Source organism: Candidatus Kuenenia sp. (genome assembly GCF_039794105.1).
Taxonomy (GTDB): Bacteria; Planctomycetota; Brocadiia; order Brocadiales; family Brocadiaceae; genus Kuenenia.
Genome location: NZ_JBDIWA010000004.1, coordinates 1 through 14,763, shown reverse-complemented (window position 1 = coordinate 14,763; position 14,763 = coordinate 1). Strand labels below are relative to the sequence as shown.

Annotated in this window: 9 protein-coding genes and 1 riboswitch; of the genes, 5 read left to right on the top strand and 4 right to left on the bottom strand. The window is 42.9% G+C overall.

Going from position 1 to position 14,763, the window contains the following annotated elements:
* The first annotated feature begins 115 nt into the window (after positions 1-115).
* Positions 116-3,583: a DNA polymerase III subunit alpha gene (locus ABJL82_RS03810; protein ID WP_347273388.1), complete on the top strand. Its 3,468-nt coding sequence runs from the start codon at positions 116-118 to the stop codon at positions 3,581-3,583.
* A 169-nt stretch (positions 3,584-3,752) separates the two neighbouring features.
* Here the strand turns inward: ABJL82_RS03810 and ABJL82_RS03805 are convergent, their stop codons facing one another.
* The 4 genes from ABJL82_RS03805 to ABJL82_RS03790 form a co-directional block, all read right to left on the bottom strand.
* Entirely contained in the window at positions 3,753-4,313 is a 561-nt protein-coding gene (locus ABJL82_RS03805; RefSeq protein ID WP_347273387.1) for a hypothetical protein, read from the bottom strand.
* A 197-nt stretch (positions 4,314-4,510) separates the two neighbouring features.
* Positions 4,511-5,398 carry a glycine--tRNA ligase subunit alpha gene (locus ABJL82_RS03800; protein WP_347273386.1) on the bottom strand — a complete coding sequence of 296 codons (888 nt, stop codon included), beginning with the start codon at positions 5,396-5,398 and terminating at the stop codon, positions 4,511-4,513.
* A gap of 429 nt (positions 5,399-5,827) precedes the next feature.
* Complete coding sequence (locus tag ABJL82_RS03795; RefSeq protein WP_347273385.1) at positions 5,828-9,469, bottom strand: S8 family serine peptidase; 3,642 nt, start codon at positions 9,467-9,469, stop codon at positions 5,828-5,830.
* A gap of 488 nt (positions 9,470-9,957) precedes the next feature.
* Positions 9,958-10,041, bottom strand: a riboswitch (cyclic di-GMP riboswitch).
* Between the two features lie 154 nt (positions 10,042-10,195).
* On the bottom strand, positions 10,196-10,753 hold the full coding sequence (locus tag ABJL82_RS03790) for a DUF4352 domain-containing protein (RefSeq protein ID WP_347273384.1): 558 nt from the start codon (positions 10,751-10,753) through the stop codon (positions 10,196-10,198).
* Positions 10,754-11,274: 521 nt separating this feature from the next.
* Here ABJL82_RS03790 and htpG point away from each other — a divergent pair.
* The 4 genes from htpG (at position 11,275) to ABJL82_RS03770 (ending at position 14,518) form a co-directional block, all read left to right on the top strand.
* Positions 11,275-13,185 carry a molecular chaperone HtpG gene (gene htpG, locus ABJL82_RS03785; protein ID WP_347273383.1) on the top strand — a complete coding sequence of 637 codons (1,911 nt, stop codon included), beginning with the start codon at positions 11,275-11,277 and terminating at the stop codon, positions 13,183-13,185.
* A 98-nt stretch (positions 13,186-13,283) separates the two neighbouring features.
* Positions 13,284-13,427, top strand: coding sequence for a hypothetical protein (locus ABJL82_RS03780; protein ID WP_347273382.1), 144 nt, complete (start codon positions 13,284-13,286; stop codon positions 13,425-13,427).
* A gap of 15 nt (positions 13,428-13,442) precedes the next feature.
* Positions 13,443-13,838: a hypothetical protein gene (locus ABJL82_RS03775; RefSeq protein WP_347273381.1), complete on the top strand. Its 396-nt coding sequence runs from the start codon at positions 13,443-13,445 to the stop codon at positions 13,836-13,838.
* The gene (locus ABJL82_RS03770) at positions 13,784-14,518 is read left to right on the top strand and encodes a hypothetical protein (RefSeq protein ID WP_347273380.1); all 735 of its coding nucleotides are present in this window, start codon (positions 13,784-13,786) and stop codon (positions 14,516-14,518) included. Before ABJL82_RS03775 ends, ABJL82_RS03770 begins: the two co-directional genes overlap by 55 nt.
* The last annotated feature ends 245 nt before the right edge of the window (positions 14,519-14,763 follow it).

Here is a 14,763-nt window from a genome sequence, read left to right as displayed (position 1 = left end):
AAATTGGATTACTATATCAGTTAGGGTACAACATCTTGCGTTTACAATGAAATATTCCTGCTCAAAGTATAAGGCTTTTCCAACGTTCCACATCAAATTCAATCGGGTGTAACTTATGGACACAAACAACTTCGTTCATCTCCATGTCCACAGTGAATATAGCCTTCTTGATGGCGCCTGCAAAATAAAAGACCTTGTTAGCAAGGCATTGCATTTTAAAATGCCTGCCCTTGCCATTACAGACCATGGCAACATGTACGGCGCAATCGAATTTTACGAAGCCGCGCAATCCGCTGGAATAAAACCCATTATAGGTTACGAAGCATACGTTGCGCAAGGCGGTCGCCTTGACAAGGAATCAAAAAATGGGAAGGAAACACTTAGCCATATAACACTCCTGGCGGAAAATTATGAAGGATACCGAAATTTACTAAAACTTTCCACATCTGCATATCTGGAAGGCTTTTACTACAAACCGAGAATCGATAAAGAACTGCTGAAATCCCATTCAACCGGGATTATCTGCCTTAGCGGATGCATGGCTTCTGAAATCAATCGCCACTTGTCCTTTGACCGCCATAACGACGCCATGAACCTTGCCAGAGAATACCGGGAACTCTTTGGTGAAAACCATTTTTACCTTGAAATACAAAACAACAAAATCCCACTGCAGGAAAAACTGGTGTCTGAGGCGGTCAAAATTGGGAAAACACTAAACATCCCCCTCGTCGCAACCAACGACGTGCATTATATGAATATCGATGACGCAGTTGCCCATGACGCATTGTTATGCATAAATACCGGCAAGCGCGTATCTGACAGACAAAGGCTTCGTTTCGATACGAACGAATTCTACTTTAAAAATTACCAGGAAATGCACGCCTTGTTTATGGAAATACCTCACGCCCTCGAAAATACCCTGCACATTGCAGAACGCTGCGATGTAAAAATGGATTTCGGGAAGCTGCATCTCCCAAAATTTACGCCTCCCGAAGGGATAAGCAACAAGGCATATCTGAGAAAACTCTGCGAAGAAGGGGTGATAAGAAAATACGGCGCCATACTCCCTCACATCAGCGAACGATTGGACCATGAACTTAAAGTTATAGAGAAAACGGGGTTTGTCGAATATTTTTTAATTGTATGGGATTTTATTCATTATGCAAATACCCTCAATATCCCCGCAACAGGAAGAGGATCAGGGGCGGGCAGTATTGTCGCCTATGTATTGAACATCACCAACATAGACCCTATCGAAAACGATTTATTGTTTGAACGATTTTTGAATGCGGAAAGAATATCAATGCCTGATCTGGATATTGATTTCTGCGCAGAAGGCCGTGAAGAAATTATCCGGTACGTAAGGGAAAAATATGGCGGAGATAGCAATGTTGCACAGATCATTACATTCGGTACGATGAAAGCAAAGGCTGTCATCCGGGATGTTGGGCGGGTGCTTGACATACCTCTTTCTGAAGTTGACAAAATAGCAAAACTGATTCCTAATACCCTCAATATCACCTTAGAAGAAGCCCTGGAACAAGAACCGGCTTTAAAAGCGATCTGTCAAGCCGAAAAACAATTTAGGGAATTGTTCGACATTTCAAAGAAACTGGAAGGGCTATGCCGCCATGCCTCAGTACATGCGGCAGGCATTGTTATTTCCGATGAACCATTAACAGAATATGTTCCGCTTGCCAAAAAAGGGGACGCCGTCACCACTCAATATTACGATGAAATACTGGTAGATAAAATAGGGTTGCTAAAGGCCGACTTCCTGGGTGTACGGAAATTAACGGTAATAAAAAGGGCGCTCCAGTTGATCCATGAAACAACGGGAGAAATAATTGATCTCGCAAAAATACCCGTAGACGACAAGGCAACCTATCAGATGCTTTCCAGCGGCAACGTAAAAGGGGTCTTTCAGGTAGAAACCAGCAAAGGATTTAAGGAATTACTTAAAAAACTGAAACCGGACGCATTTGCTGATATCCTGCCTTTGGTAGCACTCTATCGCCCTGGACCATTACAAAGCGGCATGGTTGATTCATTCATCAACAGAAAACACGGGAAAGAGGCGGTTGAATATATCCACCCAACCTTAGAATCGATACTGAAAGAAACATACGGCGTCATTTTATATCAGGAACAGGTGATGAGGATCGCCAATCGCCTGGCAGGATTCACACTGAATGAAGCCGATAATTTGCGCAAGGCGATGGGGAAAAAGAAACCCGAAATTATGGCAAAATTCAAGGACCAGTTTGTAAATGGAGCAATTTCAAACGACATTCCGAAAAAAACAGCGATAAAAATATTTGAACTCATGGAATTTTTCGCTGGCTATGGCTTCAACAAATCCCATTCAGCGGCATATGCCGTAATTACTTACCAAACCGCTTATTTAAAAACCAATTATCCCCTCCAGTACATGACTGCCCAATTGAGCTGTGAAAAGCAAAATACAGAAAAAATCATTGATTATATTGAAGACTGCCGCCGGATGAATATCGAAATACTCAAACCGGACGTCAATGAGAGCCTCAGCGATTTCACCATCTCTGAAGGAAATAAAATACGTTTCGGTCTTGGCGCTGTCAAGAATGCCGGCGATAAGGCAATTGAATCTATTGTTTCTACAAGGGAAAAAGGCGGAAAATTCTCTTCAATACTGGATTTCTGTAAGAGGGTTGATTTGCGCACGGTTAACAAACAAGTCATTGAGAGCCTTGTTAAATCAGGAAGCTTCGACTCTCTGTCTGACGACAGGGCAAGACTGCTTGCCTCTCTTGACTCGGCAATGGAACTGGGAAGCGCAGTAAACAAGGGGAAGCTTAGGGGACAAAGATCATTATTCGATATCGGAAGCGCTATGGATGTGATCGAAACAGGAAACACCGCAATAAGCAACACTACGCCATGGAACGAAAATGAAATCCGCCAGGCGGAAAAGGAAAGCCTCGGATTTTACTTCAGCTCAAGCCCGCTGAGCGAGTATGAAGAAAAAATCAAGCTATTGGCCACCAATTCTTCCTCGGAAATATCTGAACTACCGGAGGGGACTGATGTGATTGTTGGCGGTATTATCACCGATATCAAAAAAAGCACCACCAAAAAAGGCGACCCGATGATGTACATCACACTTGATGATATGGAAGGCGCGATCAAATGCATCGCTTTTAGCAAAGAACTGAAGGAATATGAGCCATTGGCAAAAATAGACGCCGTCGTTTTTATCTGCGGTAATGTGGGGTATAAAGGCTCAACGCCGAGTGTAAAAATAAATGAAATAATCACCGGGAAAAACGCTTTCCCGCGCCTGGTAAAATCTTTTGGATTGCGCCTTGAAGCGGCTCATTTTGACGAAACCAAACTGATACAGTTAAAAGACCTTATTAAAAAACACAGGGGCGTGTGTCCGTTTTTCATTGAAATTGCCACTCCAAACAACGGAAGCGTTCAAATCAAAACCTCCAGCCAATATTCTGCCGCGATCACAGATGATTTCCTTTCCCGCACCAGGGAGCTTTTCGATTCACAAAATCTGCTGATTAACCAAACGACAATGGCAGTACTCAATTGAATACCTAAAAGGGGCCTTGCCCGATTTTTTGTAACGTGTCATTTTTGAGTAGGAGGAGTAAAACGCTAGCGCACCCATAAGAAAAATATTATTGATGGATGCGCTTCACCTGACCCACCCTACCTAAATCAATAAGCTTTATTACAAAAAATCGGGAATGTTCACCTCCTCAGACACAGTTGATCTGGAAGCGATATTCTTTCTCTGAAAGAACAGTATGGTAGACAGACCGTCCCGGTCTGTTTTTTTCGGGGTTATACCAGAGCGGGGCGCACTGGCTACCTTGTCTCTGGCTTACCTCGACGATTACATGTACATGATTCGGCATCACGCACCATGCGTGCAAATGATAGCGTTCCCCATCGAAATGTTTCAATGCCCCTGCGACTATTTCAGCAATTTCCGGCTTTTTCAAATGACAATCGCCATGGCCTGTATCCGAAAAAAATTCGATTCGTTCTGAATAGAGGAATTGGAGCCGCTTTTTTTCTTCCTCCATCAACTCTCGTCCCAAGGCTTTTGCGTTTTCTTCAATCGAATTTCGTTCAGCAAGCCATTCATTCCGCCTGGAGTTCGGTACAGAATCAACGAGGCGAAATGAAACATGATAAATCGCATTATCACATGTCCAGTGTGGTAGATTTTCGCCTTCGGATATTTGAAGTGATTGGTTGTCTAATCCGATATTCAGAGAACCAGACCGGGACGGTCTGGCTACCTTACCAGCCAATATAAACAGCTTTTCGCATGTTTCCTGGTCGATATTGTTGCCCCGCAGAGAAGAACAGTGGTATAGCCAAAACCAAGCAAGCATGAGATAAAAAATACGAAGCACTAAGCACGAAATGCGAAAGATGCACTTTTTTAGAATTTCAAATCATTTTGTCATTAGAATTTGTTTCGGATTTCGTGCTTCGGATTTCACAATTACCGGATTGCGACGGAGGCATGCTTTAAAAGAGGCCACTGCAATGACTCGCGCAGCCGGATGTACCCCTCCGCGCAGCCTCTTGCCAGACTTCTTACCCTTTTAATATAACCCGTTCTTTGCGTAACGCCAATTGCCCCCCGCGCGTCCAGCAAATTGAAAGTGTGAGAACACTTCATAACATAGTCATACGCGGGCAACGGAAGGTCATCTTTTAATAACCTCTGGCATTCAATTTCGTAGAATTCAAAGAGTTTAAAAAGCATTGACGTGTCCGCAACCTTGAAGTTGTAAGTGGAGAATTGCTCTTCATCCTGCTTATGGATATCGCCATAGGTATATCCTTCCACCCATTCCAGGTCAAACACCGATTCCTTTTCCTGAATAAACATTGCAATGCGTTCGAGTCCGTAGGTAAGTTCGAGGGTAATCGGTTCAAGTTCAAATCCGCCTACCTGTTGAAAATAGGTGAATTGTGTAATTTCCATGCCGTCCAGCCATATTTCCCACCCGAGACCTGTCGCCCCCAGGGTAGGAGACTCCCAATCGTCCTCAACAAATCGCACGTCATGTTTTACGAGGTCTATCCCCAGTGCCCGCAAACTGTTTAAATAAATCCCCTGCGAATCGTCAGGGGCGGGTTTTACAATTACCTGGAATTGGTAGTAGTGTTGCAATCTGTTTGGATTCTCCCCATATCTGCCGTCCGTTGGGCGACGGGAAGGTTCGACATAGGCGCATTTCCATGGTTCTGGACCGAGTACCTTAAGGAACGTTGCGGGATTAAAGGTTCCCGCCCCCTTTTCCGTATCATATGGCTGCCAAAGTATGCACCCATAATCAGCCCAGTATTTTTGTAACGTTAAAATAATCTCTTGAAATGTCATTTCGTTCACTCATAATTTTAAGTGCTGAAAATTATTGAAACTTCTCCCTGCGTAAACAGTTTTCGGAGTCTATCACCGCACGTTTTCCTTGTCAAGAAATTACCCTATCATTGGATTTTGCCGTAATTTCAGAACTTCAGAAGTGCCTTCTTTTTTAAGAATATTGTAATTATTCAGCGCAAACATTACACGACTCCCGGCGGGTTCCGGCGCCATTACGCTCCCAAACAGGAGTTTGGGCACGAGCCGTGCTTCGGTCGTTTAACGTTTAGGAATTTCAAACTGTTCATGTAGTAGCAAGGCGCGCCTTGCTACTACGATACCATATTAAATTTTTAGAAAAATAGATACTTTTTGCGATAACTAACTTGATGAAACAACTGTTACCTCCAAATTTCACAGTGCAATTGGTAGTGTATCGCTTGCATCTTACTCAACCTGGATATACATCTGGTCAATATAGATAGAGTCTAAATTTTTATTCCCTTGCGTTCTATCAGAATCAATAACCCTGATGAATACTTCACCATTCAACGTTGCTGGTAATTGCCAGATTTCCATGTTGTTGATATCGGTGCTGCTTACTCCTGCGATATAGTTAAAATTCTTACCATTAGTGGAATACTGGAAGATAAAATTGTCTTCACCCGAATTGCTTTTATAAACATTGGCGTATAATGTAACAGAAAATCCCGCGCTGATAGTAAAATGCCATTTATGCTCAAGGTAGCTGTAACGTTTGTTTAATCTCCCCCGGCATTCCACTTCGGTAATAACCTGAGGCATATCATCATTATCCCATGTGTCAGTATAATCTCCTGAGACTTGACCGGAAACCGCTGTTTCACTTGTTGCATAATACTTGATAACTGACGGTGGTAAATCGCTGGTTGTTGCTGATGCAATGTTTGAATAACCAGAATTTCCCGTATCGTTATATGCGCGTACCTGGTAATAGTAAGTAGTGTTCGCACTCAGCCCGCTATCATTGTAACTGGTTACGTCTGTTCCTGCCGACGCAATTTCTGACCAGATTGTTTGATCCAACGACCGTTCAATCCTGAACCCGGTTTCATCGGAAGAATTATCAATCCAATTCAGATCTATTTGATTATCATTCAATGCATTTGCTACAAGATTGGCAGGCGATATGGGCGGTACAGGCTCCGCAGCCAGCGTGGTTACACTGAATGTATCGGAGACGCCTCCAATCGTCAGCGTAGTATCAGTTGTGGTCGCAAAGTTTGCCGACGCTGTCTGGCGGACGGCAACCGTATCACCGCCATTTACCGTTCCTGATGTGGTTACATATGCACCGCCGTTGACAGAATATTCACCGTTATTTCCTGCTATGGATATAGCAGCAGCGGTATTAATCCCCGTAACGATTATGGTGTTAGAAGTTGCTAACGTACTTAATGCCACATCTGTTTGATCGGTAAATGTGAACTGATCCGGTATGGTATCTTCGACAATATCAAAATTCATAACATCGATAACATTATATAGTGACTGAGGCCCATCCATACCGCATAAAGCATAGACCGCGTTATCAACAACCGCTCCCCTTACCCCCTGACGTGCAATACTCAACGGACAATCATGGAGACTCCACTGATTCAAAGCCGGATCGTATATCTCCACACTGTCAAAAAAGGGCGGGCTCTCTACCGAATCATTTCCCCCAAAGACAACAAGTTTCCCCTCTATCGCGACACAACCAAAATCATATCGTACCGAGTTCATCGGGGCTAAAGCTGCCCACGTGTCCGTTGAAGGATCATACACCTCCATTGAACTTAAAAACCCTGCGTCCCCATGCCCTCCACATACATATATCTTCCCGTTAATAACCGCAGCGCCAAAAAATGACCTGTTGGTGTTCATAGGAGATAACTGCGTCCATGAATCGGTTACAGGGTCATAGCGGTACAATTCTTTTTCATCAATAAAACCGCCAGAAGTAGTGGTAGAAGCCCCTCCCATTACATACAGCATTCCGTTCAGCGCCACCGCAGACGCTCCGGACAACCCTTTCGGAAGCGGTGTCTTTGTTGTATCCCATGTATTCGAGGCAATATCATATACCTCCAATACATCAAGCCGTGTCGGAGGTGTTGTAGGTACATACCCTCCCGCTACATATATCTTACCATCAATAGCTGCGGCACAGGCGTTTGACGCCGACGTGGGCTTACCAACATCATTTCCGTTGACGTCCGTAGTTGTTGAAAACGTATCGGCAATGGTATCATATATTTGCACAAAATCGGCATCCTCATTCACCACCTGCCCGGTAGATAAGAGCGTTAGCGTAAAACCGCCGATTGCGTATATCTTTCCATCATGTACGGCCACCGCAGGACGATACACCGCAGTGGGCATTGCCCCGCGGGAATCCATACACGACACCGTGAAGACTGGATTTGAGGGATTGCTGACAAAACTGCCGGTGGTTACCTTTGCCTTCCCCGTGCCAGCTCCATCAGGCACTGTGCAGGCAATGACGGTATCACTCCATGAAGATATCGCGGCAGGTATGCCGTTGAATGTAACACTTCCCTCCGTAGCGCCGAAATGACTTCCTGTAATCGTAACAGTTGCTCCGATACTTCCGAATATGGGTGATATCCCGGTAACGACAGGGGGGAGATTGGCAGGATAGTTTGGGTTAAGCGCATTATTCGCGTTTATCCTGCCTCCCGTTATGGTCTTTCCCGATGGCGCCGTTGCCGGCAGGTCAACGGTGGAAAACATAATATCCCTTACATCCGCATACGTTACCGATGGATAATACCCAAATATTAAAGATGCAAGCCCGGAGGTATACGCAACCGACATCGAAACGCCGCCTGCGGTCGTATAGCTGTTATTTAATATGGTAGTCCTTATATTTTCCGTAGGTGCAAATACATCAACTGTGGACGCTCCAAAACTGCTATAACTGACCATCGAATCTTTGGCGTCTGTGCCCGCAACGCTGATTACATTGTCCTGCGGATAGCTTGCAGGGTAGTAAGAAGAGACATCTGTATCCCTCGATAAGTTTCCGGCTCCTCCTATAAAGAGGATATCAATGTCCCTGAGTTCATCGATAGCGTTGGAAAGTGCCTGTGAATAGGGGCCTCCGCCCCAACTGTTATTGAGTACCTTTATATTTACATTATGATTCTTTTTCATATCAATGGCATAATTTAAACATTCAAGGGCGGTCGCCAACTGGCCTTCTCCCCTGCGTATAAACTTTAGCGCCATGAGTTCCACATTAAAATTCACACCAACGATCCCCTTTCCATTTCCCTCAACGGCGCCGATTACCCCTGCCACAGCGGTTCCGTGTCCACCCTGTATATCGCTTGCATCATCCATGGGGTCGCCACTGCCCCTGTCGTTATCGGTAGTGTTTATTCCATGGATATCGTCAATATATCCATTATTATCGTCGTCTATGTTATTCCCCGCAATTTCACCGGGGTTTGTCCACATGTTGTCAGCCAGATCCTCGTGGGTATATTCGATCCCTGAATCCACCACCCCGACAACAATCTTCGGATTGGGAGAAGGGTCTCCGTTAAAGGTGTCCCATGCCTCAACGGCATCTATATCCGCATCTGCAGTTCCCCCCGTTTGTCCGGTATTGTGCAATGCCCATAATGACGAGAAATTCGTATCCGTAGGAATGTAATCCTCGTAATAGATAAAGTTCGGTTCGGCATATTCCACATTCGTGTTTTTTTCGTACACCTTTGCAAAATCATGAACGTCGCTGCCTTCGGGCAGTCTCATGTGGCTTAAGCCGAGTGCTTTAAATGAAGTTATTTCCTTAGCGCCAAGGGATTCGTTCACAGCTTCAATCGCCTGTTGCGGGACATTTTTATTAAATTTTACAATTAATTCTCCCTCGACATACTCAAATGCGTCACGGTAAGGGTCGTCAGGGGTGCTTTCTCCATAAGAAGTCTTCCCTGTACTGCTCAAATGCAATACCGTAATTGCAAAAAGAAATGAAAGTATCAGCAAAATTCCATTCTTTTTTGCTCTTTGAAATAGTGTAAAGATATTATTTTTCATTTCATTTCTCCTCGATAAAAAAGATACAGGATACAGGAATCATCAATAAGATATAATTATAATCTCTCACATAATTTATATTTTCAATGCCCACAAATGAGACCACCCAAATGGATGCATAATGAAATCTTAAAGGTTCATATTGCCATCGAAAGAACACATATTTTGCAGGGTTAAAGCCCGCCATTCTCCACACGACGAAACGCATGGGGTTAATGACTGGCGGGGTTTTTCAAAAAACTAAAATGTTACAATTTTTTTTATTTTGGTTTTTATTTCGGTAAAATAAAAAGACCCAAGACAAGTTTTGTACTTGCCTTGGGTCTTCGGTTTTATTAAAAGCAGATTAAATTTCTAACGCAAAATCAATAAAGTATTATCAATTTAAAAAAAGAAATTACCAATTCATCTACCTAACGTCTGTTTTTGAAAAGAGATACTTTATAGTTTCAACGAAAGCTCTGTAATTTGTTTTTACGCCTTTTTAAGGCGGCAACCTGACATTCTTCCTATAAAAAAGAAGACCCATGGCTTTGCGTCCCAACCTCACGATTGGTTTGCCGTTTTTTATACTATTTATCACATCAAATTCATAAGTCAAGAAATAATTGTTTTTCAATATTCTGAAAAATATTCTTTCCTCGCCCCCAATTGACCCTCTTTACAAGATAGAATATAAAAATGTAGATAAATTCCATTAGCCGTTATTTCAAATATTTCAGTCCCCTACCTTCCCCTTTTTTCTGCGTGATCATATAAACCATAAAGAACCGCATCATCATAGGACCTTGTTATCCTGTTTCCTTTCTGGTCATCGTAAAGAATGTTTTTTATGCGATACGCCGCGTCCGACGTGTTTAGTGCAAAAACAATCAACCCTTGCACTTCTTCTTTTGGTTCCAGTTCAGTAATTTGGAAAGGATCTATGGTCTTGCAGGTATAATTGTCAATCGACAGGGTAAATCCATTATTGGTAATTGCCTTAAAATGTGCCGGGTCTACTTTTATTGTCTTGTCCGTCTGGTTTACAAGCCAAACCCTCACGATTGCGGCGTGTTTTCCGGTATTCTTATAAAAATCATCAGAACCAAAGCCAACTTCTTTCCCATAATTAACAGAGGTTGAAATGTCTTTAATCAATATACCCAGTGTATCCCCTGTCTTATAGGTTTTTGCCTTTTCCAGTTTAGCATTTTGTCCAATTGCAGGTTTAATTGCAAATATAGGCATCGGAAGGTAAATGAGGGCAACAAATAAAATGAAAAATACCACATTAATTTTCACAAAATCTCCCCTATTAATATTTTTTTCGCGAATTTTCCCCAATCTAAAGATGCTTGAGGGACAACAGAAACTATTAAAAATTAACGTAACGTTGCCTTAAGAAATGAGTCCATTGCTTTATATTGTAATCTTTTTCCCTTAGAGCACAATTTACTTTTTACAACGGGAATATCCCACAAGCTCAACAATCAATTCGGGATATGAAGAAAAAAGGGGACCGTTTAGATTTTTGACTTTTTCATCACATGTTTTCTTTGTAGGAAAATTACCATATCATACAATCGTGCAATAAGTTACGGTTTGCTTGACAATCTGAACAGCATGTGTTAGTTTTTATCACTATCAAAAGAAGGGGCGAAGCATTTGCCCGTTTGGGTATGAACTTATTTATAACAATTTACAGCAAATGCTTCGCCCCTACACCGTGCGGCAAACATCGCTATTATTGGAATTTTTCAAAAAACAACATTATTACGCATTAAACAATCGATCAGATGGTTTATTCTTTATAGGAGAGGTATATGGCAGAAGAGTCAAAAAAAGAAGAAGGCTTTGAGTTTCAGGCGGAAATAAAAAAACTACTTAACATACTTTCACATTCTTTATACACGCACAAAGAAATATTCCTGCGGGAACTCATTTCCAATGCGTCAGACGCACTTACGAAGCAGCGCTTTCATTCGCTTACCAATGAAGATTACGAGGGAAAAGAGCTGCCACTCGAAATCAATATTGAGATGGACGAACAAAACAAAACCCTTACCATAATCGATACTGGCATTGGGATGACGAAGGACGAAGTGGTAAAGAACGTGGGAACCATTGCGAAATCAGGGTCCCTTGAATTTATTACCAATTTATCCGAGGAGGCAAAAAAAGATTCAAACGTAATCGGACAGTTTGGGGTAGGTTTCTACTCTGTTTTTATGGTTGCCGATGAAGTAAGGATCAGAACAAAGTCCTATAAAAAGGGAGAACCTGCTTATGAATGGAGATCAGACGGTACCGGGAAATATTTTCTGCACCAGATTGAAAAGGAAAGGCGCGGTACGGAGATAATAGTCCATTTAAAGGAGGAAGAAAAAGAGTACACTGACAAAACAAGGATTTCCTCCATCATCAGGAAATATTCAAACTTTGTAAGTTTTCCGATAATGGTCTGCGGTGAAAGGGCAAATCAGATCACCGCCCTGTGGAAAGAACCCAAAAAGAATGTTACCGCTGAACAATACGAGGAGTTTTACAAGTTCATTGCAAACGTTGAAGAAGCGCCCCTTTTCCATTTGCATGCCTCCGCCGAGGCGCCTATTCAGTTTTACAGCATCCTCTATTGCCCGGCGGTAAATTATGAATCTGTTATTTTAAAAAAACTGGAACACGGTATTCAGCTATATTGCAATAAAATCCTCATTCAGGCAGACTGCAAGGCGCTTTTGCCGGAATACCTGAGATTTATTCGCGGCGTAGTGGACTCTTCCGATATTCCATTGAATATTTCGAGGGAGACCTTTCAGGACAACCGGGTTATCCAGAAGATGAAAAACATACTTATCAGGCAAGTCCTGGGTCTTTTGCAGAATATCGCAAAAAACGATAAGGAAAAGTATGAAATCTTCTGGAAGCAATTCGGCAGAATATTAAAGGAAGGGGTGCACTTTGATTTTGAGAACAGGGAAACAATTGCGCAATTAATGCGGTTTAATTCTTCGCAGTGCAAAGATGCAGGAGAGCTTGTTTCGCTGAGAGAATACACAGAAAGAATGAAACCCGAACAAAAAGAAATATACTATATAACAGCCGTAAGCCGGGACACTATCGAGAAAAGCCCTCATCTGGAAATATTCCGGAAGAAAGGCGTCGAGGTGTTGTACTTAACCGACCCCAACGATGAATTCCTCCTTTCCGGCCTCGGGGAATTCGAAAAAAGACCCATCCGTTCCGCAGATCAGGCAAATTTAGACGTATTGAAAGACGCCGATAAGGGGATTGTCGATACGTCTTCAGAACCGCAAAACTACGATGTGATATTTAACCATCTTTTAAAAACCATGAAGGTCTGCCTGGCAGACAATGTAACAGACGTCACGGAATCCCACCGGTTGAGCGAAAGCCCATGCTGTCTGGTAAGTCCTGATACTTCGCCAAGCGTTCACGTCCAGAAACTCATCCACATGATGGACAAGAATTATCAGATGCCAAAAAAGATTATGGAAATTAACAGAAAAAACAAGATGATTCAAAACCTGGCAAGGATGAACGAAATACCGGACAATCAGCAGATCGTCGGCAAAATAATTACCCAGTTATACGAAAACGCGCTGATGCAGGACGGCGTAGTCTTTGACCCCACGGCGATGGTACCGCGGGTAAACGAACTCCTTGAAGAATTAACCAATGCAAAACTGGGAGAAGGGAAGAAGATTATTATTTAAACAAGCTTTGTAGTAGTGTGCGTATAGGAATTGTATGGTAGCAACAAACTGCAGAGACGCATTGCATGCGTCTCTTTGTGCGGCGCAAAGGGATTACTATGGTAAGACAACACCCTGTCAAATGGATGAAGGATGAAGGCGGAAAAATGACGGATAAAGAAAAGGTGAAATGCGGACGATGGAAAGATAAAGACAATTTTCAGAGTTCTCCCTTATCCTTCATCTCTCATACATACTTTTAAGAAGGATTCGGGAAAATGATTACGGACTACCATGCAATATATTACGCGCATGAACTAAGCAGGGCGGGCGGCAGTGGAAAGGTAGCCAGACCGTCCCGGTCTGGTTCTCTGAATATCGGATTAGACAACCAATCACTTCAAATATCCGAAGGTGAAAATCTACCGCATTGGACATGTGATAATGCGATTTATCATGTTTCATTTCGTCTCGCTGATTCTGTACCGAACTCCAGGCGGAATGAATGGCTTGCTGAACGAAATTCGATTGAAGAAAACGCAAAAGCCTTGGGGTGCGAGTTGACGGAGGAAGAAAAAAGCGGCTCCAATTCCTCTATTCAGAACGAATCGAATCTTTTTTGGATACAGGCCATGGCGATTGTCATTTTAAAAAGCCGGAAATCGCTGAAATAGTCGCAGGGGCGTTGAAACATTTCGATGGGGAACGCTATCATTTGCACGCATGGTGCGTAATGCCGAATCATGTACATGCAATCGTCGAGGTAGCAAGAGACAAGGTCGCCAGTGCGTCCCGCTCTGGTATAACTCTGAAAAAAACAGCCCGGGACGGTCTGGCTACCACCACCCAACTAACGGTGGAAAATAGTGACTTTACGAAAGCCATGTCTGCCTCGGTGAAGGATTCGACTTCTCCGGTCAATCTACTGATTGGCTACAAGAAATTCGTCGAAGGCTGGGATTGCTGGCGTGTCAGTACCATGGGCATGAGATGCACATGGAGCGCTCCGAAGGCTCCCAGATTATCCAAAGGGAGGCACGGGATGGTCATTGATCGAATTAGCAAAATTAAAAACCATAGGATTTTCTGTGGTTTTGCATGGACCCAGGATTTGCTCGATTTCAAAAAAAACAACCTGTTTTACGGATGGAATGAAACCGGCTACCAAATCAATCACAATGGGACTATAGCAAAAAATCTGCGCGAGGGGGAGAAAACGGCAATCGCGTTTTTATATTTCTTGAAGTCGCCAGGAGATAAGTCCTTTTCTTTAAAGAAAGTGGGATCGTTGTTATTGATGATTCGGTTTTCAGTTTGGATAGCAACACTCTTTTCCACGCCTTCTTACACCTGAATGCCGGATAGACGAGGATTTTTAAATGGGCAAGCTTAAAGAAGTGTCTGGCGTATTTAGTCAGAGGTTAACAGGACATCCCCTTTTGATTTTAAACCAATTTTTGAAATCACTGATCAACAGGCTGTCCGAGAATGTGATCAGCAATGAAAATAAAACGCAAAGAAAATTGTGTGTAAATCAAAAGCAATCTATAAACAAATCAGGAAAAGGTTAAAATTTTTCCATCTAAATCATAATTTTGT

What these genes read in the sequence shown, in the direction of transcription:
- ABJL82_RS03800 (WP_347273386.1), bottom strand. Translation starts at nt 5,398, where the DNA reads ATGACATTTCAAGAGATTATTTTAACGTTACAAAAATACTGGGCTGAT.
- ABJL82_RS03795 (WP_347273385.1), bottom strand. Translation starts at nt 9,469, where the DNA reads ATGAAAAATAATATCTTTACACTATTTCAAAGAGCAAAAAAGAATGGA.
- ABJL82_RS03780 (WP_347273382.1), top strand. Translation starts at nt 13,284, where the DNA reads ATGGTAAGACAACACCCTGTCAAATGGATGAAGGATGAAGGCGGAAAA.
- ABJL82_RS03775 (WP_347273381.1), top strand. Translation starts at nt 13,443, where the DNA reads ATGATTACGGACTACCATGCAATATATTACGCGCATGAACTAAGCAGG.
- htpG (WP_347273383.1), top strand. Translation starts at nt 11,275, where the DNA reads ATGGCAGAAGAGTCAAAAAAAGAAGAAGGCTTTGAGTTTCAGGCGGAA.
- ABJL82_RS03810 (WP_347273388.1), top strand. Translation starts at nt 116, where the DNA reads ATGGACACAAACAACTTCGTTCATCTCCATGTCCACAGTGAATATAGC.